This window comes from Sphingorhabdus rigui, from assembly GCF_014196595.1.
Lineage (GTDB): Bacteria > Pseudomonadota > Alphaproteobacteria > Sphingomonadales > Sphingomonadaceae > Sphingorhabdus_B > Sphingorhabdus_B rigui.
Genome location: NZ_JACIEA010000001.1, coordinates 193,041 through 218,230 on the forward strand (window position 1 = coordinate 193,041; position 25,190 = coordinate 218,230).

Below are 25,190 nucleotides of genomic sequence, written 5' to 3' on the forward strand. Positions count from 1 at the left end.
TATAACATTCTGGTTGTGGGCGCATGCCCCGGCAACCAGAATGTTCTCGCGACAACGTGACTCCTATACCGCCAACTTCAACGCCCCATCCCCTTCTTCGACCTTGACCGTCGCGCCGTCGGGGACTTCGCCGCGCAGCAGCAAATCCGCCAGTGGATCCTGCAAATATCGCTGGATAGCGCGCTTGAGCGGACGTGCGCCATATACGGGGTCGTACCCCACGCGGCCAAGCCACGCCTTTGCCTCTTCGGATAAAGCGAGCGTGATCTTGCGATCCTTCAACAGCTTTTGCACGCGTTGCACCTGAATATCGACAATCGGTGCCATGTGATTGGCGCCAAGGCGGTGGAACAGGATGACCTCATCGAGGCGGTTCAAGAATTCGGGCCGGAAATGGCCCCGCACGATTTCCATCACTTGCGGTTCGACCTCTTTCACATCCTGACCATCTTCCAGCGCGGCGAGATGCTGGCTGCCCAGATTGGAGGTGAGGATGATGAGCGTGTTCGAAAAATCCACCGTGCGGCCCTGACCATCGGTCAGGCGGCCATCATCGAGTACCTGCAGCAGGATGTTGAAGACGTCGGAATGCGCTTTTTCGACTTCGTCGAACAACACCACTTGATAGGGCCGACGCCGAACAGCCTCGGTCAGGACACCGCCTTCTTCATATCCGACATATCCCGGAGGCGCACCGACCAGCCGCGATACGCTGTGCTTTTCCATAAATTCGGACATGTCGATGCGGACCATCGCATTGTCGTCGTCGAACAGAAATGAAGCGAGCGCCTTGGTCAGTTCGGTTTTACCAACGCCCGTGGGGCCGAGGAACAGGAAGGATCCAAGCGGCCTGTTGGGGTCCTGAAGCCCTGCGCGGCTGCGACGCACGGCCTTGGATACAGCGGCCACGGCATCTTGCTGCCCGATCACGCGCGCGCCAATCAGTTGCTCCATATTGAGCAACTTGTCGCGCTCGCCCTCAAGCATCTTGTCGACAGGAATGCCTGTCCAGCGGCTGACGACGCTGGCGATATCCTGCGCGGTCACTTCTTCACGCAGCATGGCGTTACCTGCCGCGGATTCTGCTTCGGACAATTGCCGCTCAAGGCCCGGGATTGTGCCATATTGCAGTTCGCCCGCCTTGGCGAGATCGCCCGAACGTTGCGCCTGCTCAAGCTCGATACGCGCGGTGTCGAGCTGCTCCTTGATCTTCGCCTCTGCCGAAATCTTGTCTTTTTCCGCCTGCCAGCGCTGGGTCAGTTCGGATGATTGCTGCTCCAGATTGGCAAGTTCATTCTCCAGCGTGGCCAGCCGGTCTTTCGACGCGGCATCGCTTTCCTTACCAAGCGCCTCACGCTCGATTTTCAGCTGAATGATACGCCGGTCAAGCGTCTCGATTTCTTCGGGCTTGGATTCGACTTCCATGCGGAGCCGCGACGCGGCTTCGTCCATCAGGTCGATGGCTTTATCGGGCAGGAACCGGTCGGCAATATAGCGGTGCGATAATGTCGCCGCGCTCACCAACGCGCCATCGGTAATCCGCACGCCATGGTGCAGTTCATATTTCTCTTTCAACCCGCGCAGGATTGAAATCGTATCTTCGACCGTTGGCTCACCGACGAAAACGGGCTGAAACCGGCGTTGCAGTGCGGGGTCTTTTTCGACATGCTTTTGATATTCATCGAGCGTCGTCGCGCCGATGCAATGCAATTCACCGCGCGACAAAGCCGGTTTGATGAGGTTCGCCGCATCCATCGCGCCTTCGCCTTTGCCCGCGCCAACGAGCGTGTGCATTTCGTCAATGAACAGGATGATGTCACCTTCGGCTTGCTTCACCTCATCAAGCACACCCTTCAGCCGCTCTTCAAACTCGCCGCGATATTTCGCGCCGGCAATCAAGGCGCCCATGTCGAGCGACAAGAGCTTCCGGTCCTTCAGGCTGTCTGGCACGTCACCATTGGCAATGCGCAGCGCCAGTCCTTCGGCAATGGCCGTTTTGCCGACGCCGGGTTCACCGATCAGGACAGGGTTGTTCTTCGTGCGTCGCGCAAGGATTTGGATGGTGCGGCGGATTTCTTCATCACGGCCGATGACGGGATCAAGCTTGCCGGCGCGGGCCACTTCCGTCAGGTCACGCGCGAATTTCTTCAGCGCATCATAACGGTCCTCCGCGCCAGCGGTGTCTGCGGTTCGTCCGCCCCGCAGTGCATTAATCGCGGCGTTCAACCCCTCGGCGGTGACAGCGGCGGTGGCCAAGGCTTTGCCTGCGGTAGTCGTTGAGGCCAGCGCAAGCGCGAGCAACAGCCGTTCAACGGTCACATAGCTGTCGCCAGCCTTTTGCGCGACCTGTTCGGCGGAATCGAGAACACGCACGGCGTCATTATCAAGCCCGGGCGTCTGCTGCGCACCGCCGCCGGACACGGCAGGAACCTTCGCGAGCGCTGCGTCGGTTTCGCGCAAGGCGGTCGCGGCGTCGCCACCAGCCGCCTTGATCAGGCCAGACGCCATGCCTTGCTCGTCTTCCAGCAAGGCTTTGAGGAGATGCTCGGGCCCGATCCGCTGATGGCTCATACGAATGGCCACGGTCTGCGCGCTTTGCAGAAAACCCTTGGCCCGGTCGGTGAATTTCTCGAGGTTCATGCGCTATTTCCTAGATTGTCGTTGCTGCCCCGGTGCGAGGCAAACGCAACTTATAATAGGAATGTAGTGCGGCACTTTCTCAACACAAGACGCGCTGATGCTGGGGCCGCATGTTCCTTGCTGCGCATGGAAGGACTTTCCTTTCGCAAAGACTTGGTTATGCCCTTCTTCTGAAGGAACGGGCCGAAATGACAGGGTCTCGTCGTTGGGGGAGAGAATGATGCGTAAATTTTTGTGGGCGTCTTTGGCGCTTGCCGGCGTGGTAGCTGGCGCAGGTGCGTTGTGGGAACCACTGGCAGCGACTGAATATGAAACCGCCAAGCGGACCTATGATGCCGAGATTGTGCGCGACGAATATGGTGTGCCGCATATCAATGGCGCGACGGATGCGGACACGGCTTATGGCCTTGCCTACGCGCATGCCGAAGATGATTTTTCGACGATAGAAGATGTCATCGCAATGACCCGCGGCCGCTACGGCGCGTTGGCTGGCTCTGACGGGGCGAAGGTCGATTATGTCATGCACTTATTGGGCGTGCGGGAAACGGCCGAAAAGCATTATATGGAATTGTCGCCTGAGGTACGCGCGGTGTGCGAGGCTTATGCCGCCGGACTCAATTATTATGCGTCGAAACATCCCGGTGAAGTCAGGCTGTCGAAGCTGTTTCCGGTAACCGGACAGGACATCGTCACTGGCTTTGTGCTGCGTGCGCCCTTCTTTTACGGGCTCGACAGCACCATAGCCGCGCTGACCGAAGGCAAGCCTTTGCCTAAGGACAGTGCTGCGCCAATGACCCCCATTGGCCGGGATCCTGAAATGAATGGCTCCAACGCCTTTGCAGTTTCACCCAAGCGTATGGCGGATGGCAAGACATGGCTGATCTCCAATTCGCACCAGCCCTATGAAGGGCAAGTCGCTTGGTATGAGGCCGTGACCCATTCGGGTGAGGGGCTGGATATGGCTGGCGCCTTGTTCCCGGGGTCGCCCTTCGTGCTGCTTGGGCACAATCGCAATTTGGGCTGGACCAACACCGTCAACCGTCCCGATCTGACCGATGTCTATAAATTGGTGATGAACGATGCGGGTGACAAATATCGTTATGACGGCAAATGGCTGCCACTGACGGCGACGCGCGTGTGGCTGCCTGTAAAAATGGGGCCGTTCAACTTGCCTGTGCCGCAGACGATCTATCGCTCGATCCACGGACCAGTGATCAAGAATGATAAGGGCTATTTCGCTATCCGTTATGCGGGCATCGACAGCGTGAAGGCCGTTGAGCAATATTATCGGAACACCAAAGCAACCAATTGGGCCGAGTGGACCAAGTCCATGTCGATTGGCGGGATTCCTGCCACCAACTTCATCTATGCCGACAAAACCGGCCGTGTTGCTTATATCTACAATGCGCGCTTTCCCGACCGTAAGCCTGGTTATGATTACACCAAGCAGCTTCCGGGCGACACGTCCGCTGCGATGTGGGCTGGCCCTGTTGGCTTTGATCGCTATCCCAAGATCGTCGATCCAGCATCGGGCTTTGTGCAGAACGCGAATAATACGCCGTTTCTGGCGGCTGGTCCGGGGTCGGAAATGAACCCGGCGGATTATTCGCCATATTTGGGTATCGAGCTTGGCATGACCAACCGGGGCCTGCGCGCCACCGAGCTGTTGGCGGCGGATAGGTCGATCACGCCGGAAGAGCTGCTCGCGATCAAGATGGACATGACCTACAGCAAACAGAGCTGGGTCGGGTCATGGATGGCGTCCTTTGCCGCGTTGGACCTGAAAGACGCGCCGGAGCTCGCCAAGGCCCAAAAGCTGTTGGCCAGTTGGGATTGGTCAAGTGATGGCAAGGGCGATGCCGACGCATTGGCTGAAAGGATCATTCGTTTTGGTGCGCGCCGGAACTGGCGCGGTGACGCAATGCCCGATCCCCGTAAAACGCTGCAGGAAGCGGTTGATGAATTTAAGACGCGCTTTGGCAGAATTGACCCGCAGCTTGGCGATATCCAGCGGCTGCGGCGCGGCAATGTTGACTTGCCAATGTTCGGCGGAAGCGATGCCCTGCGCGCGACGACGATGTGGGATGCCGACCAAGCCGATGGCAAGGTTCGCGTTCGGCATGGTGACAGCTACATCATGCTCGTGCGTTGGGACAAGGCTGGAAATGTGTTGTCCGAATCTATTCAGCCATATGGTGCGGCAACGACACGGCCCGACTCGCCGCATTACACCGACCAGATGAAGCTGTTTGTCGCGGGCAAATATAAGCCCGTCCATTTCGAATGGGCCGACGCGGTAAAGCACGCAAAGCGCCGTTATCGGCCCTGAACGGCGTTTGTCGAAAATGTGCAGCCGCCAGATTGTGTTTGTCCGTTTCGGCACTATTTCTGGCGGCAGTAAACATTAGCTTTGGGAGCATATCATGATGCGTAAATTGACCCTCGCGCTGCTCGGCGCAACGATGCTGGTCTCGCCAGCGCTTGCAGCTGACCCCGCGCCAGTTCCGGCATCGGCACTGGTTAAGGAAATCAACATTCCGCATGCGCAATTTACGCTGAAAAACGGATTGCGTGTGATTGTCCATACAGACCGTAAGGCGCCGGTCGTTGCCGTGTCGATCTGGTATGACATCGGCTCAAAGCATGAACCCAAAGGCAAAACAGGCTTTGCGCATCTGTTTGAGCATCTGATGTTCAACGGTTCGGAAAATGCACCGGGCGATTTCTTCCAGCCACTGCAGAATATGGGTGCGACCGATTATAACGGCACCACATGGTTCGACCGCACCAATTATTTCCAGACGGTGCCGACAAGCGCGCTTGACCGCATGTTGTACCTTGAGGCGGACCGGATGGGCTATTTGCTCGGCGCGGTGACGCAAGAAAATCTGACCAACCAGATCGGCGTGGTCCAGAACGAAAAGCGACAGGGCGATACGCAACCATATGGTCTGGTCGAATATGCCCAGATCAAGGGCATGCTTCCTGAAGATCATCCCTATGGCCACTCGACAATCGGATCGATGGCCGATCTCGATAGCGCGAGCATGGAAGATGTCCGCGCCTGGTTCCGTCAGCATTATGGCCCGAACAACGCGGTGCTGGTGCTGGCAGGCGATATCGATGTGCCGACCGCAAAGCAGCTGGTCGAGAAAAATTTTGGCGCAATCAAGCCCGGTCCAAAGCAAAAGCCGCTGAAGATTGAAGTGCCAACACTGGCCGCAGCCAAGTCCGAAGTGATGAAGGACAAGGTCGCGACCACACGAATTTACCGCAATTGGACTGTGCCCGGTATCGACAGTGCAGACTCGGTGCCGCTTGAGGTTGGTGCAGCCGTTTTGGGCGGCCTTGCCAGTTCGCGGCTGGATAATATTCTGGTGCGCCAAGAAAAGCTCGCGGTCAATGTGTCTGCTGGATATCAGGGCTTTGCGCAGCTGGGCGGCATTGAAATTACCGCGGATGTGAAGCCTGGCGTTGATCCGGCAACCGTTGCCAAGCGGCTCGACGAAATCATTGCGGACTTTGTCAAAACCGGCCCGACGGCTGATGAGGTGCAGCGCGTCCAAATGCGCACGGTTTCGAGCCGTCTTGCCGGGTTGGAACAGGTTGGCGGTTTTGGTGGCAAGGCAGTCGCTTTGGCCGAAGGCGCACTGTACCGGGGCGACAGCAATTTCTATAAGACGCAGCTTAATGAACTCGCGACGGTAACACCCGCGCGCGTAACATCCGCCATGGGCCGTTGGTTGAACCGTCCTGTCTATGCGCTAACGGTCGAACCCGGCGAGCGCGCAGCGTATGAAGAAGCCAAAGCACCTGCGGCGCCAAAAGTCGCTGCGCCGATTGCAACGGTAAAGCGTTCGCCAGCGCCAGAACTCGGCACGATATCCGATCTCGCCTTTCCAAAGGTGGAGCGGACCAAGCTGTCGAACGGTATCGAGATTGTCTACGCACAGCGCAACGCGGTGCCGATGACGCAGGTTGCGCTGAGCTTCAATGCGGGCAACACTGCCGATCCGCGCGACAAATCGGGGACCCAATCCCTGATGCTCGCATTGCTTGATGAAGGTGCAGCGGGGATGAACTCCACGCAAATCGCCGAAGCGCAAGAGCGGCTTGGTGCAAGCATTGGCACCGGTGCAAGCATGGACCGGACAAATGTCAGTGTCACATCGCTGTCCGCCAATCTGGCGCCTTCATTGAAGCTGTTTTCCGACATTGTACTGCGGCCTGATTTCGCACCGGCTGAAGTCGAGCGGCTGCGCGGCCAGCAACTGGCGCGTATCCAGTCCGAACTCAACAACCCGCAAGGCATCGCCTTCCGCACGTTGCCGCCCATCTTGTTCGGCAAGGATCATCCATATGGCATTTCCTTCACCGGAACCGGCGATGTTGCAACCGTCAGCACAGTATCGCGCGGCGAGATTGTCGATTTCCACCACAAATGGTTCCGTCCGGAAAAGGCGACTTTCTTTGTCGTCAGCGACAAGCCACTCGCGGAAATTAAGGGCGCACTGGAAGGCAGCTTCGGCAGTTGGACCGCAACTGGCCCCGCCGGCGTTAAGGACATGTCCGCCGCGCCTGCTGCTGCCAATCCGCGGATCATCTTGATCAACCGTCCCGGTTCGCCGCAATCGCTCATTCTGGGCGGACAGGTGCTGGCGACCAAGGGCACTGCCGATCTCGAAACCGCGATTACCGCCAATGAAGCGTTGGGTGCCGGCTTCCTGTCACGCATCAACATGGATCTGCGGGAAACCAAGGGTTGGTCCTATGGCGTACGCGGCAGCATCAACCGTGTCGAAGGCGATGTTCCCTACATCATCTCCGCCCCCGTTCAGGCGGACAAGACGGGGGAATCGATCGCTGCGTTGATGAGCAACTATAAGGCGTTTCTAAGCGACAAGGGCATCACCACCGAAGAACGTGACCGGATTATCGGCGGCAATATCCGCGAGCTTCCCGGCAGCTTCGAAACTTCGGGTGACGTACTTGGCGCTATGCAACGCAATGCCTTGTTTAAGCGGCCTGATGATTATTACGCTACCGTGGCCACCGCATATCGCGGCATGACTCAGGAAAAGCTCGACGCTTCCGTGCGTGCGTTGGTCAATCCGGACAAGTTTACCTGGGTCGTCGTGGGCGATGCCGCCAAGGTGAAGCCACAGCTTGATGCACTTGGATTGCCAATTGAAATGGTAACCGAAGCTGCTAACACCACTGCAAGTAAAACAACCAAGTAAGGAGCAAGAATATGGCAGCAGTTGATGGTCAATGGGATGTAACAATCAAAAGCCCAATGGGTGACCAAAAAGCCGTTTTGACCGTCAACAGCGACGGTGGCAGCTTTTCGGGCAACATGTCGGGTGGCCTTGGTGCAATGGACATTGCCAATGGCACCGTCGATGGCGACACGTTGAGCTGGGGCATGGACATCACTGTTCCAATGCCGATGCATCTTGATGCAACCGCAACCGTTTCGGGCGATGCTATCACCGGTGAAGTAAAGGCCGGTGCCTTTGGTTCGATGGGCCTGTCGGGTACACGTAAGTAAATTACAATCGGGGCCGGCCTCCGCGCCCTGCATTGAGACACAAGGCCGTCTGCCCTTTGGGGTGGGCGGCCTTGTTCTATTATGGCTGAGTGCTACTGTGTTGATTGATGGCGTTTCTTCCGACTCGCTGAACAGGCAGGAGCCTTGGCATGAACCAGATCGCATCCGCATCGCAGCGTCGTACGTCGTTATTGCGCTGGGCGTTATTGGTTATTCCGCTCACCATGTTTCTTGGTTTTCTCTCTGGCACCATGTCCGGGTCAACCGCCGACAACGCGTGGTATCAAGCCTTGATTAAGCCCGCCATTCAGCCACCGGGCTGGGTGTTCGGTGTGGTTTGGCCGACATTATATGTGATGATGGGGCTCGCCTTCGCGATGGTGCTCGCCGCGCGCGGCGCGCGGGTCCGCAATGTGGCGATTGGCCTGTTCCTGTTGCAATTTGTGATTAACCTCAGTTGGTCGCCCCTGTTTTTTGGACAGCATGAAGTGACGGCTGCGTTTTTCGTCATCCTTGTGATGCTGGGTGTCGCTATTGCTACAACCTTCGCATTTGCGCGCGTTCGCAAGGCTGCGGCATGGTTGATGGTGCCCTATTTGGTGTGGATTAGCTTTGCAGCGATACTGAATTTTCAGATCGATCAGTTGAATCCTGATGCAGAAAGCCTTTACGTTCCGGCTGCGAGTTCCCAGATAGGCAAAAGCGGTTAATCTCCCGACCGCAATGGAGTGAATGACATGCAAAGCGAAAAGCGCATTTTTGATGATTTGGCCAAGGTACTGAATGGCGTTGCCGGAACAGTTGCTGGCATGGGCCGCGAAGCCGAAGCGAGCATGCGTGAACGCGCCCGCGAATGGGCTGGCGGTCTGGACCTCGTGTCGCGTGAAGAATTTGATGCGGTGAAAACACTCGCGGCAAATGCCCGCGCCGAAGCCGATGCGCTTGGCAAAAGGGTGGCTGCGTTGGAAACCGCGCTTCAAGCAAAAGGCGGCGTTGCGCCTGCAAAGGCCAAGCCTTCCAAATAAGCCCCTAATACGTCCGGTTTGAACTTTTCCACAGTCGGCCCACAAGCTTGTGTTGCGCAGCGTCGCAAGTCCCTTGCGCGCGAGTCAGTCAAGGGGCAGACTCGCCGGTATCATAGCAGGCGCAATTTTATGCACGACGCAGACGAACAATATGAGCAATTTGAACGGGACGAATCCGCGCCCGTAGACATGCTCGCCGCTTTGTTCGAAGCGCGCGGCTGGTCGTTCGAGCTTGAGGGCGAGGACGAGATTACCGCCGAGTATAAGGGCAGTTGGGCAAGCTATCAGATCCGCGCGATCTGGCGTGAAGATGACAATGCGCTGCAGCTTATCATCCTGCCGGATATCACCGTGCCCGTGGACAAGCGCGCGAGCGTGTACACGGCGCTTGGCCTCATCAACGAACAATTGTGGCTTGGCCATTTCGACATGTGGTCCGCGAACGGCATATTGTTGTTCCGCCATGGCAGTTTGATGGCACCCAATGGGTTGTTGGGTGTGGATCAGGCACAGACCATCATCGACGTCGCAATTGACGAATGCGAACGTTTCTACCCGGTGTTCCAGTTCATCATCTGGGGCGACAAATCACCCGAAGAAGCCATCGCCAGCGCGCTCATAGAAACGCACGGCGAAGCATAATATCAGGCCGCGTCTTCGCGTTTGGCTTTAATCAGATAGTGCATATGGCCCATGGCAATGGGCTTATCCCGATCATCCTGCCACGCGCGGGCTTCCACATTGGCCATCGTGCGGCCAAGCCGCGTCACTTCGCCCACGGCATAGGTCATCTGGCTGAGCCCGCCGCGCATGAAATCGACCGTGACATTGACTTGTTTGATGGCAGAATCGCTCCCCTTGGCCTGTAAGGCGCGGTGCACGGCGGCAATGGCCGCGATTTCGAGCAAGCCGGATATCGCGCCACCATGCAGATACCCTGGGCGACCCTGTACGCGGTCGGTAAAGGGCATGCCGATCACAGGCACGCCGTCGATTTCGTCAACGATCGTCATGTCCAACGCTTGGGCATAAGGCGGAAGAGAATATGGGGTATCGGTCATGATACGCGGTCTCCGATACGGATGAATGTGCCGCTTGCATGCGCCAAAGGCTCGTCCGGATTGCCATTATGGGCAAAGCCGCGAACAAAGCCGATGCTGTTGGTCAAATGATAACATATGCCCCGGCCATATACCCGTTCGCCCGAAGGCGAGGGGCGCAGATAGTCGATCCGCAGGTCCATCGTCACTTGCGGCCGGAACTCACCCAGCTTCGTCCAAATCGACATGCTGGTGGCATTGTCCATCAGGCTGATGATCACGGCCGACGCGAGGATACCGGTATCGGGGTCGGCAACAAGGTCTTCACGCCAATCGATGGCGAGTTCCACCCAGTCAGCGCCATGGCCAACATATTCCATGTCGAGAAATCCGCCATGGCCAAATTTGCCCATCATCTTGTTGACGAGGGCGGGGTCAAATTCAGTGCCTTTTGGCACGATGCTGCCCAAGTCGGGTTTGCCAAACGCCATTTACTTACTTTCTAAGGTTGGCCGCAATTGCGGCGTCACACGTGCTTTTGAAAGCTGCTCATAGGCGTATCCCGCCTTTAATACAGCATGGTCATGCCATTTTGGCCCGATGAAGCTTAGTCCGACGGGTAAGCCAGCAGACAGACCCATGGGCACGGTCAAATGCGACAGGTCGAAACTTTCAATAGGGCCAGCCTTGGCAAGATTGGCGGCGGCCCGTTCGGTCGATGGCGGCGTTGGGGCCATTGCGGACACCGACGACGCAAAAGCGACGCAGCTTAAGATGAGGGCAATTTTAACCTTCACGTTGCGTCTCCCTTGGCCAGTTCCGCACCCCGGTCACGTGCGGCGCGCAATGTATCGGTCATCAATATGTTCAACGCCGCATCCGCATCTAGCACCGCGAGCCCTGCGGCGGTGGTGCCACCCGGACTGGTCACGCGCCGCGCCAGATCCGTTGGCGTTTCCGATGCGGTCGCGGCCAATATCGCAGCGCCCTCGGTCATCGCCAGCGCCAGTTGTGCGGCAATAGTACGCGGCAATCCGGCGGCTTCACCACCTTGGGTCAATGCATCAATGAAACGATAGACGAACGCTGGCCCGGACCCGGCAAGCGCCGTGACGGCGTCCATATGCGCTTCTTCGTCGATCCAGATAACCGCACCCAGCGGCGCCAATAAGGATGCCATCTCTGCCCGTTGCTGCGCATCGTCATGTGGCGCAAAAACACCCAGCGGGGACTTACCAATCGCGGCAGCCAAATTGGGCATCAGCCGGATGACGCGCGCATCGGGAAAGTACGCAGAAAGCGTATTGGTCGTGGTTCCGGCGAGTATCGATATCAATGTCGCGCCGGGGGCGAGAGTCCGCCCTATTTCGGGTGCAAGTTCAGCCAAAAGCTGCGGCTTGATCCCCAATATGACGATATCAAAGCGCGCGTCCAATGCCGCAGACGACCGATGGACATGGACGCCCTCTGGCAGGTTGTCCGCAACCGGATCGATGATGTGGAAGGTGGCGGGCGGGACATCGGCAGCAAGCCAACCGCGCAGCATGGCACCCCCCATATTACCACAGCCGTAAAAGCAAATTTTAGAGGGGAAAGCGGACACAATGAAGACCTTGCGACTATTTACGCTGTCGTCATGCCCTATCCTTGCGCCGACGGCAACCGCAGGAACAGTGACAGGCCTTCGGGCGGTGGTGCCGGTGGTGCACTTGCGTGCCGAACGGCATCGGCACGCGCGCGATTGAGAATGGCCGCTGGCACGCCGGGATCATGAAACACATTGTCCGCTTCACCAAGTAGCCGCGCGGTGAGCAACGTAAGGTCGTCGGGATTGGCGGAGAGCAACGCAATTTCGATCAACCGGTCGCCCTTGGGATTTTCGGCCTGCATGATCCAATTGTCGACCGTCGCGTCGTCATGCGTGCCGAACGGATCAAGCATACCACCGGCGGCGAAACCCTGATCCAATGCACGTCGGCGCTCCGCCCCTTCGGACCAACGCGCGCGGATTTTGCTGCGGCCGCGGGAAATAGCCTCGGCCAGCGGACCCAATGTTTCCGGCAGCAATGTTTCGATACGCTGGCGAATGGCCTTGGCCATGCCCGCCGACGCGCCGCCGGTACCGACTGCAATCAACACAGGGGTCCGGTCGACAATTGCGGGTGTCGTAAAATCGCAAATTTCGGGGCGATCGACGACGTTCACCAGCAAGCCACGGGCTTTCAATTCGTCCGCAGCGGTGCGGGCGTCTTCTTCTTCGGCAATTGCGACAAAGGCAATCCGTGCCGCGCGATCGGCAGCATCGACGCAGATGCCGCCTGCGCGTTCAATCAGCCGCCGTTTCGCATCCGCCATTTCGCCTTCACCGACCAAAATGACATTTCGGCCCCTCAGATTTACGAAAATGGGGAGCTGGTCCAAATCTGTATCCTTATTTCAGCCAGTCGGGCACATGCTCGGCCGCAAGAATGGTCTCGGGCGAAATACGTTCCGCCACCACCGCAAATTTATCGCCGTCGACGAGCACTTCTGGAACGAGACCGCGGCTGTTATAAGTGCTTGCCATCGTCGCGCCATAAGCGCCAGCGGTGCGGAATATCGCGAGGTCATTGGCCTCTACGACATCGATTTCGCGGCCCATGGCAAAGGTATCACCAGTTTCACAGACGGGGCCGACAATGTTGGCGGTCATTTTGCGGCCATTTGGTTCGACTGCGTCAAAATCATGCCATGCGTCGTACAGCGCGGGCCGCGCCAAGTCATTCATCGCGGCATCGACAATGGCAAAGGGGGCATTGCCCGATCCGGGCTTCACGCGAATGACGCGTGTCAGCAGAACGCCCGCGTTTCCGGCGATGACACGGCCGGGTTCGAACATCAAACGCACGCCCCAGTCCTTGGTCACGCGCGCAACCATCGCGCCATATTCGGCAGGCTCAGGCGGATTGTCACCGTCGCGATAACGCACGCCAAGGCCGCCGCCCAAGTCAACATGGGTGACTTTATGGCCCTGATCGCGCAAATCCTGCACCAGCGCACCGACCTTGGTAAACGCGGTCTCCAGCGGCTCGAGGCTGGTCAACTGGCTGCCGATATGCACCGCAACGCCGCGCATATTCAGTCCAGGCAACGCATTTAAGCGGCCATAAATTTCCGGGGCGCGGTGAATGCCCACGCCAAATTTATTGTCGGCTTTCCCCGTTGAAATCTTGCCATGTGTTCCAGCGTCGACATCCGGATTGATGCGCAGCACGGCGTTCGCTTGATAGTTCAACGCGTCCGCAAGCGTCGCAAGCTCGCGGCCTTCTTCTTCGGACTCGATATTGAATTGCCCGATACCTGCCTTCAATGCGCGGACGATTTCTTCGGCTGTCTTACCAACGCCCGAAAACACGATGTCGTGTGCCGCGATGCCCGCAGCAAGGGCGCGGTCCATTTCGCCGCCGGACACAACATCTGCGCCATAGCCTTGACGCGCGAGCACCTTGAGAACGGCCAAATTCGGGTTGGATTTTACGGCAAAGGCCAAATGCGGGTTATCAAGGCTCGACAATGCGTCGCGGAACACCTGGGCGTGCCGCTCCAGCGTTGCGCGTGAGTAGATATAGACAGGTGTGCCAACCGCCGCCGCAATATCGGGCAGGGCCACATCTTCGGCGTGCAACACGCCATTTATGAGGTCAAAATGGTTCATAGGATGGGTACTTATTTGGGAGGCGTTTTTTCGGACGAATCGGTCTGTTCGGGATCAAACGGTTTGGGTTCTTGCCCCGGCGGAATGTCGAACGGATCATCTTCGCGCCGTTCGGACCGTTTCAGCAGCTCGTCGGTGCGGCCGGGCCGCGCCTGAACCGATGGGGTCGTGAGAATCTTCGCCGTTTGGTCGGTGGTCTGGCCATAAGCTTGCGGTGGCATGCTATTGCCTGTGCGGGGTTCCAGATCGCCCACTTTGCCGCAGCCCGCAACGCACATGGCGACGCCAATGATGAAGCTAATGCGCGCCGGTTTCATGCCTCAAGTTCCTTTTTGGCGGTCCTGATGGCTTCTTTTACACGCATAGGTGCCGTGCCGCCAGCACTTGTCCGGCTGTTTACCGATCCTTCGATCGACAGATCGGGCAAATTGCAGCCAGCGAGCGCAGGATTAATGGCAGAAAGATCGTCGACGGTGATGTCAGACAGGCTTATGCCACGCGCCTCGCAGGATTTGACGACGCTGCCGGTGACATGATGTGCCTCGCGGAAGGGCATGCCACATTCGCGCACCAGCCAGTCGGCCAGATCGGTAGCGGTGGAAAAACCGCTGCCCGCCACCTCGCGCATGCGCGGCGTATTAAACGTCACATTGGCCACCATGCCCGTCATCGCGGCGATGGACAAAGCCAGCAGGTCATACGCCTCAAACACCGGCGGTTTATCGTCCTGCATGTCCTTGGAATATGCGAGCGGCAGACCCTTCATCGTGATCATCAGGCTGTTCATGCAGCCAATGATCCGCCCGGCATGGCCGCGCACCAGTTCAGCCGCGTCGGGATTGCGCTTTTGCGGCATGATGGAGCTGCCCGTCGACCATGCGTCGGGCAGGCTGATGAAACCATAAGGCTGCGACGCCCATATGATCATTTCCTCCGCCAACCGCGACAGATGCAGCGCCGTTTGCGCGGCGGCGGTAAGGAACTCAAGCGCGAAGTCGCGGTCGGACACAGAGTCCAGGCTGTTCGCCATGGGGCCGTCAAAACCAAGCGCCAATGCCGTCGCGGTGCGGTCAATGGGGAAGGATGTTCCCGCAAGTGCGGCCGCACCCAACGGCGACTGGTTCAACCGGCTGCGGCAATCGGCAAAGCGGCTGCGGTCGCGCTTGGTCATTTCATAATAAGCCATCAGATGATGGCCAAGCGTAACGGGCTGGGCGACTTGCAAATGCGTAAATCCGGGCATGATGCTGTCGGCATGTTCTTCGGCACGTGTTACCAGCGCCGACTGGAATGCGCGCAGGCCCGCATCGATTTCATGGGTCGCATTGCGCACCCAAAGGCGGAAGTCGGTGGCGACTTGGTCATTGCGCGACCGTGCGGTGTGCAAGCGTGCCGCAGGCTCACCCACCAACGCACGTAACCGCGTTTCGGTGACCATATGAATGTCTTCAAGCGTGAGGTCTTCGGGCACGCCGTTGGCTGCATATTCGGCGTAAATGCTATCGAGTCCGCTTTGGATCGCGGCATTGTCTGACGCCGTTATAATCCCGTTTACGGCCAGCATATCGGCATGCGCTTTGCTGCCTGCAATGTCTTCCTGCCAAAGACGCTTGTCGAATGGGATTGAGGCATTTATCTCGCGCATGATAACGCCAGGGCCTTCGCCAAACCGGCCGCCCCACATGCTATTGGAATCAGAGATGCGCTTTGTAATTGCCTTAATCCTTTTAGTGCTGGCTGGGTGCGATAAAGAAAGCGAACCCAAGGGGCAAGCGCAACCCGCATCCACGGCCAAGGCAGGCGCATCTGACAAGGCCGAAATCACGCTTGAAAGCGCCAATGGCATGCGCGCCTCGCTAAGCTACACATTTGCAGGCCAAAAAGCGCCATCGGCACCTTTTGCCGATGCGCAGGGTCAGGATGTCAGCCTTGCCGATTTTGAAGGCAAGCCGTTGTTGCTCAACATCTGGGCAACATGGTGCGCACCCTGCAAAGCGGAAATGCCGACGCTGGATGCGCTGGCAAAGCTGGAGAAAGGCCGGATGCACGTGATCGCCGTGTCGCAAGACCTTGAAGGACGCGCACCTGTTGCCGCGTTTTTCACGGAAACAGAGGTCAAAAATTTGGAGCCCTATACCGATACGGACAATGCACTGCTGACGGCTTTTAACAACGCGATCGCGCTGCCCACCACCATATTATATGACAGTGATGGCAAAGAAGTGTGGCGCGTCGCCGGCGGTGTGGAATGGGATGATGCCGAAATGGCAAAGCTGCTGCGCGCAGCGGACTAGTAGGTCCTGACCCTACATCAATATGCGGCGGACGCGCTGCTTTTCGGTTTTTCGCACAGGCAGTGATTCGGTCAGTGGCCGCACGACCACATGCCTGTGCCGGGGATCATTGCAATTGGTGATTTCCGATTGCTCGGTTTCCCGGGCAGCGGCTGCGTCAGGCGCATATCCTGCCGACAATATGACGATGCCTGTGCCCAAAGTTGCAAAAAGTCCCCGCATTTTGGCAAAATGCCAGCAGAGACCTTTCTGAAAGATGAATGACACAGGGGCTTTCTGCATTTTTGGCGCCTCTATCGGCCGTCATCCAAAAGCGGGCCAAGTGTTCAAGCAACAACGCCACGTCCACTTGCATTGAATATAATATTTGATGCTATAATCCGGCCCTCATGACGCCCAAACTCTGTTAACAAAAAACGCGGAGCCACTACGCACGCGGAACGATGCGGCGGATGTGTAGCTCCACATTAGTGGGTTAATTATGGCCAGAACTGTGCCGAAGCGATTTTTGCGCCTTCGGCCAAAGCCGCCATCTTCGCCCAAACAACACTGCGGTCGACGCTGCCTGAACCGACATGGATGCTGAAGCCGCAATCTGCGCCGGCCATGACATTGTCGCGACCGACCAAATGGGCGTAGCGGGCGATGCGCTGGGCGATCAGTTCGGGATGTTCGATATAGTTTGACTGGCATTCAATAACGCCCGGGATCAGCACTTTGCCCTCGGGCAGTTTGATCTCTTCAAACATCGTAAATTCATGGGCGTGGCGCGGGTTTGCGGCTTCAAACTGGATGGCATGCGGACGGGCCCGCCACACAAGATCAATGATGTCGCGGAACGGTACGTCACAATGATGTGGCCCTGGATAGTTGCCCCAGCACATATGCATACGCAGCTGCTCTGGCGGGATATTCGCAGTCGCGCGGTTCAGCGCTTCGATATTAAGCGCCATCTTGTCGCGGAAGCCGCTGAGATCGAGTTCGCGGAACTGCGTGTGACGACCCATCGCTAAGTCCGGGCAGTCAACTTGCAGGATGATGCCTTGTGCGGCAATGGCCTCATATTCGTGGCGCAGACCTTCGGCGAGCGCGAAAACATAGTCTTCATCGCTGTCATAATAATCATTGCGGAAGAAAAGTGCAGTCACGCCGGGTGATGCCGCGCTCATAAAGGCTTGCTTGCCTGTGTGCTTCGCCAGCGCAGCATTCAGCGACGCCGCGTCGCGATCCACGGCCGTCATGTCTTTGACCGTTATGGGGGCGTTACATGCGGGCGTTTTACGATGCTTGCGGCCGGGATCGGAGAAGACACGGTCCTTGGTCGACGGATAATCTTCGATATCCTGAAACGCAAAGCTGTTGCCCGTGCCGCCAAAGCCGTCGAGCCGGTCCTTGATATAGGTCGCATAGCTTGGCTTTGACTGTTCGCCATCATTGATGATGTCGAGCCCGGCTTCTGCCTGGCGGTCGACCACGAATTGAACGGCCTCTGCGATGCGTGCGTCGACAGCGGCCAGATCCAGAGGCAAGCCGTCTTCTTTCGCGAACATGATTTCAATCAGGTCGTCTTCGCGCGGCAAGCTGCCGACATGCGTGGTCAAAAAACGTCCGGCATTGGCCATTTCAAAGTTCCTTCAAATGATATGTGTTCAAAAAACCCTGGAGCAAGCCATTAACGGCAGCGGCAGCGTCGACATTTGCCAGATGTCCAGCATTTGGAATGATTTCGCAATGACCATCTGGCGCGTTCGTACCAACATAGGCCGCAACCTGTCGCCGCCACATGCTATCCTGCGCACCCGCGATCGCCAAAATGGGCACCGCGAGCGCGGCAATGTCTTGGGCGGCAAAGTGCAGCGGTTCTTGGCCCACACGTTGATCACGGCCGTCATAGGCATTGAGTATGTCATCAACCATTATTTGCGCGTCGGGTGTGACCTGCGTGAGCGGATGATGCCGCCACAGTGCCATCATATCGTCCAAGCGTCCATTGCGCACCAGGGCTGCATATGCCGACCGGTCAATCTCTGGCGTCTCGCCCGGTTCAGGAACCACGGCATGCAGTGGTGCACCGATGAGGCTCATAGCGGTTAGTCGGTCTGGTCCGGTACGCGCGTAATCCAGCGCGACCGCCGCGCCTTGGGACAGGCCAATCAGCGCGAAGTGTCGTTCGCCAAAAAAATTGGCAATGCGGTCAATATCGTCGCGCTCGGCCGACAACATCGGCGGGGCAGTTGATCGCCCGAAGCCGCGGCGGTCTGGCATTACCAGACGGACATTCGAAAGCGCCAGCTGGGGCAACCAAATGCGCCAGTCCAGCGTCCAGCCATGCAGCAAAATGACAAGCGGCCCATTGCCAGCCGCACGGACATGCAGCTGCCCGCCGTCGACGTCTACCCAGTGCGATTCAGCGATTTCGCCGCCTGACCCTTCGTGTTGACGACTGGCCAGCACAGCAAATTAGGCGTGCATCGCGCGGAACGGGTTGTTGTTGCTGTGGTTGCCCGCAAGCCAGCGGCTCAGTTCCGAACGCGCTTCTGCACGGCGCTGTTCATCAAGTGGCGCGGCTTCCGGCGCGTCATAAGTGAACTCAAGCGTCATGTTGTTCGGGTCTTTGACATATACCGAACGGCAATAGCCATGCTCAAGCGTATATGTCTGCGGCTCGGTTATACCCGCAGCTGCGATACGCTGCTCAAGTTCTGCCTGACCGTCTTTCTCCACTTGCAAAGCGATGTGAATGAATGGCGATTCCGGCATTTCAGGGCCAAATTCGGCTTGATCCTCTGGGTCCGCAAATTGGAAAAAGGCGAGCGCGCTGCCGTCGGCCAGTTCAAAGAAGCAATGGCAATAGGTACGTTCTTTGCCGAAAAGCTCGTCTTTCTCGCAATATGTTGCCATCAACGGGAAACCCAGCACGTCTTCGTAAAAGGCGCGCGTCGCCTCGAGATCCTTCGTTACATAGGCTGTGTGATGCAGTCTTTTTGCAAGAATTTTCGTGCTCATGCTGTGTGTCCTCGTCCGCTTATTAAATGAATATAATCGCGCATTAGGCGATCAGTTTGCCCGCGATCTGTGCGACATGGTTGCCCTGGAAACGGGCCCCTGCCAATTCGTTTTCGCTTGGCATCCGGCTGCCATCATTTCCGGCAAGCGTCGTTGCGCCATAAGGCGTCCCGCCGCTGATTTCGCCCATCTCGCTGTTGCCCTTAAAGGTATAAGGCAGACCAACAATGACCATGCCATGATGCAGCAAGGTTGTGTGGAATGATGTAATCGTTGTTTCCTGTCCGCCATGCTGACTGGCCGTTGAGCAGAACACGCTCCCGACCTTGCCCACCAATGCATTTGCGAACCACAAACCGCCGGTTTGATCGAGGAAGTTGCGCATTTGCGCCGCCATATTTCCGAAACGTGTAGGCGTTCCGAAAATGATGGCGTCGTAATTTGCAAGCTCATCAGGCGTTGCGATGGGCGCAGCCTGATCAACCTTGATATGCGCAGCAGCCGCAACTTCGTCGGGCACCAGTTCAGGGACCCGCTTAACGTCGACGATCGTACCCTCGACCGACCGTGCGCCTTCTGCAACGGCCTCTGCCATGGCCTCAATGTGGCCGTAGCTGGAATAATATAGGACGAGGACTTTGGTCATAAACGCTCCTTAGAATTTGTAGCTGGCTTCCAAACCGTAAATACGCGGACGTGCCTTGAAAACAAAGCCGCCGGGTGAGAATTCAGCGTTATATTTTTCGTTGAACAGGTTGCTGGCAAAAGCAGCCATGGTCCAGCTGTCGCTGCTGACACCAAGGCGCGCATCCACCAAATCGACTGGCGCACGAACCGTGGTGTTGAATGGCTCCCACCATGTCTTGCCCGTGCGGCGATAATCCACGCGGAAAAGACCATCAAGCGTGTCGGTCAACTGTGGCGTATATTGTGCGCCAAGGTTGAACGTGTAACGCGAAATCAACGGCGCTTCGTTGCCAATCGCTGAAGCGTCGGGGAATTCCTTGATTTCGCTGAATGTGTAACCTGCCGCAGCATTCAACTGAAGGTCCGATGTTGGACGGAAATTGGCTTCAACCTCAAACCCTTGGATGCGGGTCTTTGGCACGTTGCCAAGGTTCTGCGTCGAGTTGGCGGCAAGGAAGACGAAGAAGTAGCTGTTCTTCGACATTGTCGAATACACCGCTGCGTTCAAAGTCAGCTTGCGATCCAGCAAACGGGTTTTCACCCCTGCTTCAAACGTTGTTGCCGTTTCGTCTTTAAAGATATCCGAAACACCAACAATGCCGTTGCTGCTGGCAACGCCGCCAACGCCGGTCTGGTTAAAGCCGCCCGAACGGAACCCGCGGCTGTATCCGCCGTACAAAGTTACGTCATCGGTTGGCTGATAGGTCAACGTTACCTTCGGCTGAAGATCGTCAAATGTCACACGACGCTTTTCGCCCGTTGCACCCTGCGGGAAACCGGGAACGTTCGGCAAAAATCCACTTGGCGTGAGCGTTGTGTTTACGCGCTTGTCACGGTCATAGCGCAGTGATGCATCAACGCGGAACTGGTCGGAGAATTCGTAACCCAAATTCCCGAATACCGCCCATGCGAAGTTATTCTGGCTATCGGCAAGAAACGTCTGCTGCGGGCTTGCAGGGTTGGTTGAAGGCGTGCGGTAAACCGGGAACACACCTTGGCCAAAATCGACGAGATTTCCGGTCGAAATGAAACGTTGTGTATCGATGAAATAGCCGCCGAACATCCAGAACAATTTGTCGTTCTTTGGCGATTCAATACGGATTTCTTGGCTCACGGCCTTGACGTTAAGATATTGGCTCTGCGCGATATCGATACCGTAGCCGAGACCAAAGCCGAAAGGTGAATTGGCTGGACGGAACAAGAAGGATTCATTGACTGGCCGGAAGTCAAAGGCATCGCCAGTCAGGATTTCTTTGACGGTGTCGTACGAGGTAATCGACGTTGCTGTGAAGCCGTCACCCTCATAAGCGAATTTCGCCGCAACGTTCAGAATATCGCGGTTATTGATGCCGCGGTTGTTAACGCGGATCGGCAGGCTGACATCATTCACGTCATTGACGATGTTGAAATAGAGCGCCTGTGTTTCCAGCTTCGCATAAGATGCACGCAAGTCTGCGGTCCAGCCATTGCCTGGTTCGAACAGCAGGTTGCCGCGCAAGGACAGGTCCTTAACAGGGTCGGCATCTTCATTCAGGAATGTGTTGGGCAGATAGCCCTTTGTATCGCGGTAGGAACCCGACACGCGATACTTTACGGTATCGGACAGTGGGCCGCTGATGCCGGCACGGACGTTCCAGCCAAAGCCATTGTCGATGCCAGCCTTGATGCTGCCGGAGAATTCGTCGGTTGGTTTCTGGCTGGTGATGATGATTGCGCCGCCGATTGCGTTGCGACCATAAAGACCACCCTGCGGCCCCTTGAGGACTTCGATTTGCGCAATATCAACCAGCTCTTGGTTGAATGCAGCAGGGTTAACCTGCTGAACGCCGTCGATCACGACTGCAACCGATGGTTCGCTGTTACGTGCCTGCGTGATGCCGCGGATAATGATGAACGCGTTGCCGGAATTCTGTGTTTCCACCAGGTTGACGTTTGACGTCAGGTTGATGAAGTCGAGCGGCTTTTCAATGCCTGCGTTCTCGATGGCTTCTGCGTTGAAGGCGGTGACCGCCGCTGGCACGTCCTGCAAATTTTGGTCGCGACGAAGTGCGCTGACCACGATTTCCTTTGGCGCCTCTTCAGCAGCCGTATCTTGTGCGTATGCGATGCTTGGTACCGTCGCAGTCGACGCCATCAAAGTTACTAAGGCCGCTGAAGCCCATTTTGCAGACTGAAATGCCATTGTTCATCCTCCCCGGATTATGTCGAACGCCTTCTATCACCGAAGCGTATCACATAGTTCTAATTCGTTCGAAAATCGAAGTCAAGTTCGATATGCGAATATTTATGTCGTCGAATCCGCCTGTAAAGCGGTGGCCAACGACGGAAATCTGCGAAGCGAGGATTCAATTTCTGCCGCGGCTTCGCGAAGCAGCGGGAGCCGAGACGCAATCAGTTCTTCTTGGGATATGCGAGTCGTTGACGTCGAACAGTTCACCGCGGCAATCGCGCGTCGCGATGAATCAAACACCGGCACAGCCACCGACACGATACCAAAATCCAGCTCGTCAAACGCAGAGTCATATCCGCGTTGCCGGATGAGCTGCAGCCGGTCGCGCATGGCATCCGCTGTCGTCACCGTATGCTCTGTAAATTTGTCAAATGGTGCGGCCTCTAAGAATGCCGCAATCTCGCTGTCCGACAAGAACGCCAATATGGCCTTGCCCATCGACGTGGCATGCGCCGGAAAGCGCGTGCCGACATTTACCCCCAACCGGATACGCCGGTTGGTCGATACGTGCGCGAGGTATAAAATGTCCTTGCCCGCCAGCGAGACTATCGACGCGCTGTCGCCCGTATTATCGCGCAGCGATTGCAAGGCGGGAACAACAACCTGTTCCAGATGCATCGACGAATGAAAGGCGGAACCGAATGCCAGAACTTCAGGCTTCAGCAGGAAGCTGCGATCATGCTGGGCCACATATCCCAAGGCAACAAGGGTATTGAGACAGCGCCGGGCGACGGCGGGGCTAAGGCCGGTCACCGCAGCGACCTCACTTAACCGCATTTCGGGATGTTGGTCGTCAAAAGCCCGCAAAACGGAAAGACCACGTTCGAGCGTCGAGAGATACTCGGGGTCTTTCTCGATTTTAGCCATTAATCCGACCTTTCCAATGTCTTTCGCAGCGGCGCCACCAGCTCTTCATCATGCGCACCAAGCACTGGCGGAGCGGTCACTTCAAGAGCACGTTCACCGTCAAAAGTCACGGGCGATCTAATCGTCCGGAACACACCATGCGGACCGTTAGGATCCTCCACGCAAAGCTGCAGCGCTTTGGCCTGTTCAGATTCAATTGCTTCTTGTGACGTGTTGACGGGCGCGTGCGGCACTTCCAATTCACGCAGCATATTGCACCATGTCTGGCGATCTCGTGTCTTGAAGATCGGCGCCAAGAAGCCAATCACATTTTCGTAATTGGCGATGCGTGCCTCGCGGCTTTCAAACATGGGAAGCGACAGCATGTCGGGCTGCCCAACCGCCGTCGCAAGGTTTTCCCAGAATTTGGGCGGCGACGACATGTGCAACGCGATCCAGGCCCCGTCCGCACATTCAAACACATAAGACTGCGACACGTTGGGACGGCTATATGGTCCCATGATTTGGTTGTCAGAAAAATAATGCGTGAAGTCATCAAGATTGAAGTGCGCCATCGATTCAAACATCGACGTTTCCACCAGACGTCCCTTGCCCGTCCGCTCACGTTCGTACAACGCTGCCAGCACACCATAAGCGGCGTAGAAACCGGTCAGCGAGTCCGCAAGCGCCGGGCCTACGACACGGCGATGCACGGGGTTTACGAGCAACCGCAAAAACCCGCTAACCGCTTGCGCCACGGTGTCGAAAGCGGGTCGATCACGGTCGGGACCTTCATTGCCGAAACCCGAAATAGACGCATAGATCAACCGCGGGTTTAGCGTCTGTAATCGCGATGGCGAAACACCAATTTTGTCGGCAACGCCGGGACGAAAATTCTGAATGAAGACATCTGCGTCCGCCAACAACGCATCGAAAACCGCCAGGTCTTCGGGCAGCCGTGTATCCAGCGTGATGCTCTTCTTATTCCGGTTGTACGTTTGGAAATGCGGACTGTATAATGCGCCGCGAAAGGCACGGAACGGGTCGCCGACCTTGGGCTGCTCAATCTTGATAACAGTCGCGCCCAAGTCAGCCAGCAACATTCCGGCCGCAGGCCCAGTGATAAATGTTCCCATTTCGAGAACAGTGATATTGTTCAGCGGCTTCGCCATTTTGTGTCTCCAGACTTGACTTCATCGTAGAAAATTCGAATAACGAAATCAACTTCGAAATTCGAAATATGGAGCAGCTATGCGTATCGGCAAACAAGACGCACCTTTCACCTCTATCTGCACATCGGATGCGCACAGCATCAACGTGCGCGGCATGGATTTGTGCGAAGAGGTAATCGGCAAAGTCGATTTCACCAGCTACTTCTGGATGCTGGTAACAGGCACGCTGCCCACACCGACTCAGCTGTTCTTTTGCAATGCGGTGCTCGCTGCGATTGCGGAGCATGGCCTGGTGCCAAGCGTCGTTGCGTCGCGGATGACCTATGCCGCAGCGCCAGAAGCATTTCATGGTGCAGTAGCCGCAGGCCTGCTGGGTTGTGGCAGCGTCGTCTTGGGCAGCGCAGAAGTCGCCGGACGTTTTTATGCGGAATGCGTTGAGGCGACGGAAGCCACGGGCGCCAACGCATCAGACATTGCCAAAGAAAAAATCATCGCGCTGCGCGCTGAGAAAAAGGCAATCCCCGGATTTGGGCATCCACAGCATTCGGATGGCGACCCGCGCGCCAACCTTCTGCTTCGCCTTGCCGAAGAACATGGGATTGTCGGCAAACATATCGGGATGCTCTACGCCATCCGCGATGTTTTACCGGATGCGATTGGCCGCGCACTGCCCATCAATGTCAATGGCGCGATCCCTGCGGTCATGCTTGATGTGGGCTTCCCGCTGGCGGCGCTGAAAGGCATTTCGCTGCTCGCCCGCACGGCCAGCATTATCGCCCATCTGCAGGAAGAAACCGAACGGCCAATCGGCTTCATCATGTCCGGCGCGGCTGCGGGCCAGATTGAATTCGTTCCAAGTTAAGTCGCTTGTGTGTCTGCCTGCCATATGGTGGGGAGCGTTGGCATACCTTGTGCCCGCGCACAGGTCGTAGGAGCACCGCGCTGGTGCTGCCGCCGGGTCGCGTCCAGGTCGCCTCCATGGGCGGCTGGAAGATAACCTACGGC

The 25,190-nt window shown here is 57.0% G+C and carries 25 protein-coding genes; 8 read left to right on the forward strand and 17 right to left on the reverse strand.

Annotated features, from left to right (window positions below):
* Positions 1-63: 63 nt before the first annotated feature.
* On the reverse strand, positions 64-2,640 hold the full coding sequence (clpB, locus tag GGR91_RS00940; protein ID WP_183939179.1) for an ATP-dependent chaperone ClpB: 2,577 nt from the start codon (positions 2,638-2,640) through the stop codon (positions 64-66).
* A 217-nt stretch (positions 2,641-2,857) separates the two neighbouring features.
* Between clpB and GGR91_RS00945 the strand changes: the two genes are divergently transcribed.
* From GGR91_RS00945 to GGR91_RS00970, 6 genes are all read left to right on the forward strand, one after another.
* The gene (locus GGR91_RS00945; protein ID WP_246336995.1) at positions 2,858-4,969 is read left to right on the forward strand and encodes a penicillin acylase family protein; all 2,112 of its coding nucleotides are present in this window, start codon (positions 2,858-2,860) and stop codon (positions 4,967-4,969) included.
* 94 nt (positions 4,970-5,063) lie between these two features.
* A complete protein-coding gene (locus GGR91_RS00950; protein ID WP_246336996.1) occupies positions 5,064-7,880 on the forward strand; it encodes a M16 family metallopeptidase in 2,817 nt (938 codons plus the stop codon).
* An 11-nt stretch (positions 7,881-7,891) separates the two neighbouring features.
* Entirely contained in the window at positions 7,892-8,191 is a 300-nt protein-coding gene (locus tag GGR91_RS00955; protein WP_183939181.1) for a hypothetical protein, read from the forward strand.
* A gap of 149 nt (positions 8,192-8,340) precedes the next feature.
* Positions 8,341-8,901 (forward strand): TspO/MBR family protein, encoded by a 561-nt coding sequence (locus GGR91_RS00960; protein ID WP_183939183.1) that lies wholly within the window; start codon positions 8,341-8,343, stop codon positions 8,899-8,901.
* Positions 8,902-8,928: 27 nt separating this feature from the next.
* Complete coding sequence (locus GGR91_RS00965) at positions 8,929-9,216, forward strand: accessory factor UbiK family protein (protein WP_183939185.1); 288 nt, start codon at positions 8,929-8,931, stop codon at positions 9,214-9,216.
* 129 nt (positions 9,217-9,345) lie between these two features.
* Complete coding sequence (locus GGR91_RS00970; RefSeq protein ID WP_183939187.1) at positions 9,346-9,858, forward strand: type III secretion system chaperone family protein; 513 nt, start codon at positions 9,346-9,348, stop codon at positions 9,856-9,858.
* A 2-nt stretch (positions 9,859-9,860) separates the two neighbouring features.
* Here the strand turns inward: GGR91_RS00970 and GGR91_RS00975 are convergent, their stop codons facing one another.
* The 8 genes from GGR91_RS00975 to argH are packed head-to-tail and all read right to left on the reverse strand — an operon-like array spanning position 9,861 to position 15,634.
* A complete protein-coding gene (locus GGR91_RS00975) occupies positions 9,861-10,277 on the reverse strand; it encodes a PaaI family thioesterase (RefSeq protein WP_183939189.1) in 417 nt (138 codons plus the stop codon).
* Positions 10,274-10,747 carry a PaaI family thioesterase gene (locus GGR91_RS00980; RefSeq protein ID WP_183939191.1) on the reverse strand — a complete coding sequence of 158 codons (474 nt, stop codon included), beginning with the start codon at positions 10,745-10,747 and terminating at the stop codon, positions 10,274-10,276. The genes GGR91_RS00975 and GGR91_RS00980 overlap by 4 nt, the downstream gene beginning before the upstream one ends.
* Entirely contained in the window at positions 10,748-11,053 is a 306-nt protein-coding gene (locus GGR91_RS00985) for a hypothetical protein (RefSeq protein ID WP_322788788.1), read from the reverse strand. It lies immediately after the preceding gene.
* The gene (proC, locus tag GGR91_RS00990; protein WP_322788751.1) at positions 11,050-11,859 is read right to left on the reverse strand and encodes a pyrroline-5-carboxylate reductase; all 810 of its coding nucleotides are present in this window, start codon (positions 11,857-11,859) and stop codon (positions 11,050-11,052) included. Before proC ends, GGR91_RS00985 begins: the two co-directional genes overlap by 4 nt.
* Positions 11,860-11,897: 38 nt before the next feature.
* A complete protein-coding gene (locus tag GGR91_RS00995) occupies positions 11,898-12,677 on the reverse strand; it encodes a precorrin-2 dehydrogenase/sirohydrochlorin ferrochelatase family protein (protein WP_183939195.1) in 780 nt (259 codons plus the stop codon).
* 10 nt (positions 12,678-12,687) lie between these two features.
* A complete protein-coding gene (gene lysA / locus GGR91_RS01000) occupies positions 12,688-13,950 on the reverse strand; it encodes a diaminopimelate decarboxylase (protein WP_183939197.1) in 1,263 nt (420 codons plus the stop codon).
* 11 nt (positions 13,951-13,961) lie between these two features.
* Positions 13,962-14,267 carry a hypothetical protein gene (locus GGR91_RS01005; protein ID WP_183939199.1) on the reverse strand — a complete coding sequence of 102 codons (306 nt, stop codon included), beginning with the start codon at positions 14,265-14,267 and terminating at the stop codon, positions 13,962-13,964.
* Entirely contained in the window at positions 14,264-15,634 is a 1,371-nt protein-coding gene (gene argH / locus GGR91_RS01010; protein WP_183939201.1) for an argininosuccinate lyase, read from the reverse strand. The genes GGR91_RS01005 and argH overlap by 4 nt, the downstream gene beginning before the upstream one ends.
* 16 nt (positions 15,635-15,650) lie before the next feature.
* On the opposite strand from argH, the gene GGR91_RS01015 reads away from it, so the two are divergent.
* Complete coding sequence (locus tag GGR91_RS01015) at positions 15,651-16,244, forward strand: TlpA family protein disulfide reductase (protein WP_246336998.1); 594 nt, start codon at positions 15,651-15,653, stop codon at positions 16,242-16,244.
* 12 nt (positions 16,245-16,256) lie between these two features.
* Here GGR91_RS01015 and GGR91_RS01020 read toward each other — a convergent pair whose 3' ends face one another.
* The 8 genes from GGR91_RS01020 to GGR91_RS01055 all read right to left on the reverse strand — a co-directional run bounded on the left by GGR91_RS01020 (position 16,257) and on the right by GGR91_RS01055 (position 24,185).
* Complete coding sequence (locus tag GGR91_RS01020) at positions 16,257-16,526, reverse strand: hypothetical protein (protein ID WP_183939206.1); 270 nt, start codon at positions 16,524-16,526, stop codon at positions 16,257-16,259.
* A 197-nt stretch (positions 16,527-16,723) separates the two neighbouring features.
* Positions 16,724-17,866, reverse strand: coding sequence for a cobalamin-independent methionine synthase II family protein (locus GGR91_RS01025; RefSeq protein WP_183939208.1), 1,143 nt, complete (start codon positions 17,864-17,866; stop codon positions 16,724-16,726).
* A 1-nt stretch (position 17,867) separates the two neighbouring features.
* Positions 17,868-18,698 (reverse strand): alpha/beta fold hydrolase, encoded by an 831-nt coding sequence (locus GGR91_RS01030; RefSeq protein WP_183939210.1) that lies wholly within the window; start codon positions 18,696-18,698, stop codon positions 17,868-17,870.
* A gap of 6 nt (positions 18,699-18,704) precedes the next feature.
* Positions 18,705-19,250: a VOC family protein gene (locus tag GGR91_RS01035; protein ID WP_183939212.1), complete on the reverse strand. Its 546-nt coding sequence runs from the start codon at positions 19,248-19,250 to the stop codon at positions 18,705-18,707.
* Positions 19,251-19,293: 43 nt separating this feature from the next.
* Positions 19,294-19,896 carry an NAD(P)H:quinone oxidoreductase gene (wrbA, locus tag GGR91_RS01040; protein ID WP_183939214.1) on the reverse strand — a complete coding sequence of 201 codons (603 nt, stop codon included), beginning with the start codon at positions 19,894-19,896 and terminating at the stop codon, positions 19,294-19,296.
* Between the two features lie 9 nt (positions 19,897-19,905).
* The gene (locus GGR91_RS01045; protein WP_183939216.1) at positions 19,906-22,119 is read right to left on the reverse strand and encodes a TonB-dependent receptor; all 2,214 of its coding nucleotides are present in this window, start codon (positions 22,117-22,119) and stop codon (positions 19,906-19,908) included.
* A gap of 102 nt (positions 22,120-22,221) precedes the next feature.
* A complete protein-coding gene (locus GGR91_RS01050) occupies positions 22,222-23,034 on the reverse strand; it encodes an IclR family transcriptional regulator domain-containing protein (RefSeq protein WP_183939218.1) in 813 nt (270 codons plus the stop codon).
* Positions 23,034-24,185: a CaiB/BaiF CoA transferase family protein gene (locus tag GGR91_RS01055; protein ID WP_183939220.1), complete on the reverse strand. Its 1,152-nt coding sequence runs from the start codon at positions 24,183-24,185 to the stop codon at positions 23,034-23,036. Before GGR91_RS01055 ends, GGR91_RS01050 begins: the two co-directional genes overlap by 1 nt.
* 79 nt (positions 24,186-24,264) lie before the next feature.
* Here GGR91_RS01055 and GGR91_RS01060 point away from each other — a divergent pair, with 79 nt between their 5' ends.
* Positions 24,265-25,047: a citryl-CoA lyase gene (locus tag GGR91_RS01060; RefSeq protein WP_183939222.1), complete on the forward strand. Its 783-nt coding sequence runs from the start codon at positions 24,265-24,267 to the stop codon at positions 25,045-25,047.
* Positions 25,048-25,190 lie beyond the last annotated feature (143 nt).

Bases quoted from the DNA above. Each gene is read 5' to 3' on its own strand.
- clpB (WP_183939179.1), bottom strand. From the start codon at position 2,640: ATGAACCTCGAGAAATTCACCGACCGGGCCAAGGGTTTTCTGCAAAGC.
- GGR91_RS00945 (WP_246336995.1), top strand. From the start codon at position 2,858: ATGATGCGTAAATTTTTGTGGGCGTCTTTGGCGCTTGCCGGCGTGGTA.
- GGR91_RS00950 (WP_246336996.1), top strand. From the start codon at position 5,064: ATGATGCGTAAATTGACCCTCGCGCTGCTCGGCGCAACGATGCTGGTC.
- GGR91_RS00955 (WP_183939181.1), top strand. From the start codon at position 7,892: ATGGCAGCAGTTGATGGTCAATGGGATGTAACAATCAAAAGCCCAATG.
- GGR91_RS00960 (WP_183939183.1), top strand. From the start codon at position 8,341: ATGAACCAGATCGCATCCGCATCGCAGCGTCGTACGTCGTTATTGCGC.
- GGR91_RS00965 (WP_183939185.1), top strand. From the start codon at position 8,929: ATGCAAAGCGAAAAGCGCATTTTTGATGATTTGGCCAAGGTACTGAAT.
- GGR91_RS00970 (WP_183939187.1), top strand. From the start codon at position 9,346: ATGCACGACGCAGACGAACAATATGAGCAATTTGAACGGGACGAATCC.
- GGR91_RS00975 (WP_183939189.1), bottom strand. From the start codon at position 10,277: ATGACCGATACCCCATATTCTCTTCCGCCTTATGCCCAAGCGTTGGAC.
- GGR91_RS00980 (WP_183939191.1), bottom strand. From the start codon at position 10,747: ATGGCGTTTGGCAAACCCGACTTGGGCAGCATCGTGCCAAAAGGCACT.
- lysA (WP_183939197.1), bottom strand. From the start codon at position 13,950: ATGAACCATTTTGACCTCATAAATGGCGTGTTGCACGCCGAAGATGTG.
- GGR91_RS01005 (WP_183939199.1), bottom strand. From the start codon at position 14,267: ATGAAACCGGCGCGCATTAGCTTCATCATTGGCGTCGCCATGTGCGTT.
- argH (WP_183939201.1), bottom strand. From the start codon at position 15,634: ATGTGGGGCGGCCGGTTTGGCGAAGGCCCTGGCGTTATCATGCGCGAG.
- GGR91_RS01015 (WP_246336998.1), top strand. From the start codon at position 15,651: ATGCGCTTTGTAATTGCCTTAATCCTTTTAGTGCTGGCTGGGTGCGAT.
- GGR91_RS01020 (WP_183939206.1), bottom strand. From the start codon at position 16,526: ATGCAGAAAGCCCCTGTGTCATTCATCTTTCAGAAAGGTCTCTGCTGG.
- GGR91_RS01025 (WP_183939208.1), bottom strand. From the start codon at position 17,866: ATGGCCAATGCCGGACGTTTTTTGACCACGCATGTCGGCAGCTTGCCG.
- GGR91_RS01035 (WP_183939212.1), bottom strand. From the start codon at position 19,250: ATGAGCACGAAAATTCTTGCAAAAAGACTGCATCACACAGCCTATGTA.
- wrbA (WP_183939214.1), bottom strand. From the start codon at position 19,896: ATGACCAAAGTCCTCGTCCTATATTATTCCAGCTACGGCCACATTGAG.
- GGR91_RS01045 (WP_183939216.1), bottom strand. From the start codon at position 22,119: ATGGCATTTCAGTCTGCAAAATGGGCTTCAGCGGCCTTAGTAACTTTG.
- GGR91_RS01050 (WP_183939218.1), bottom strand. From the start codon at position 23,034: ATGGCTAAAATCGAGAAAGACCCCGAGTATCTCTCGACGCTCGAACGT.
- GGR91_RS01055 (WP_183939220.1), bottom strand. From the start codon at position 24,185: ATGGCGAAGCCGCTGAACAATATCACTGTTCTCGAAATGGGAACATTT.
- GGR91_RS01060 (WP_183939222.1), top strand. From the start codon at position 24,265: ATGCGTATCGGCAAACAAGACGCACCTTTCACCTCTATCTGCACATCG.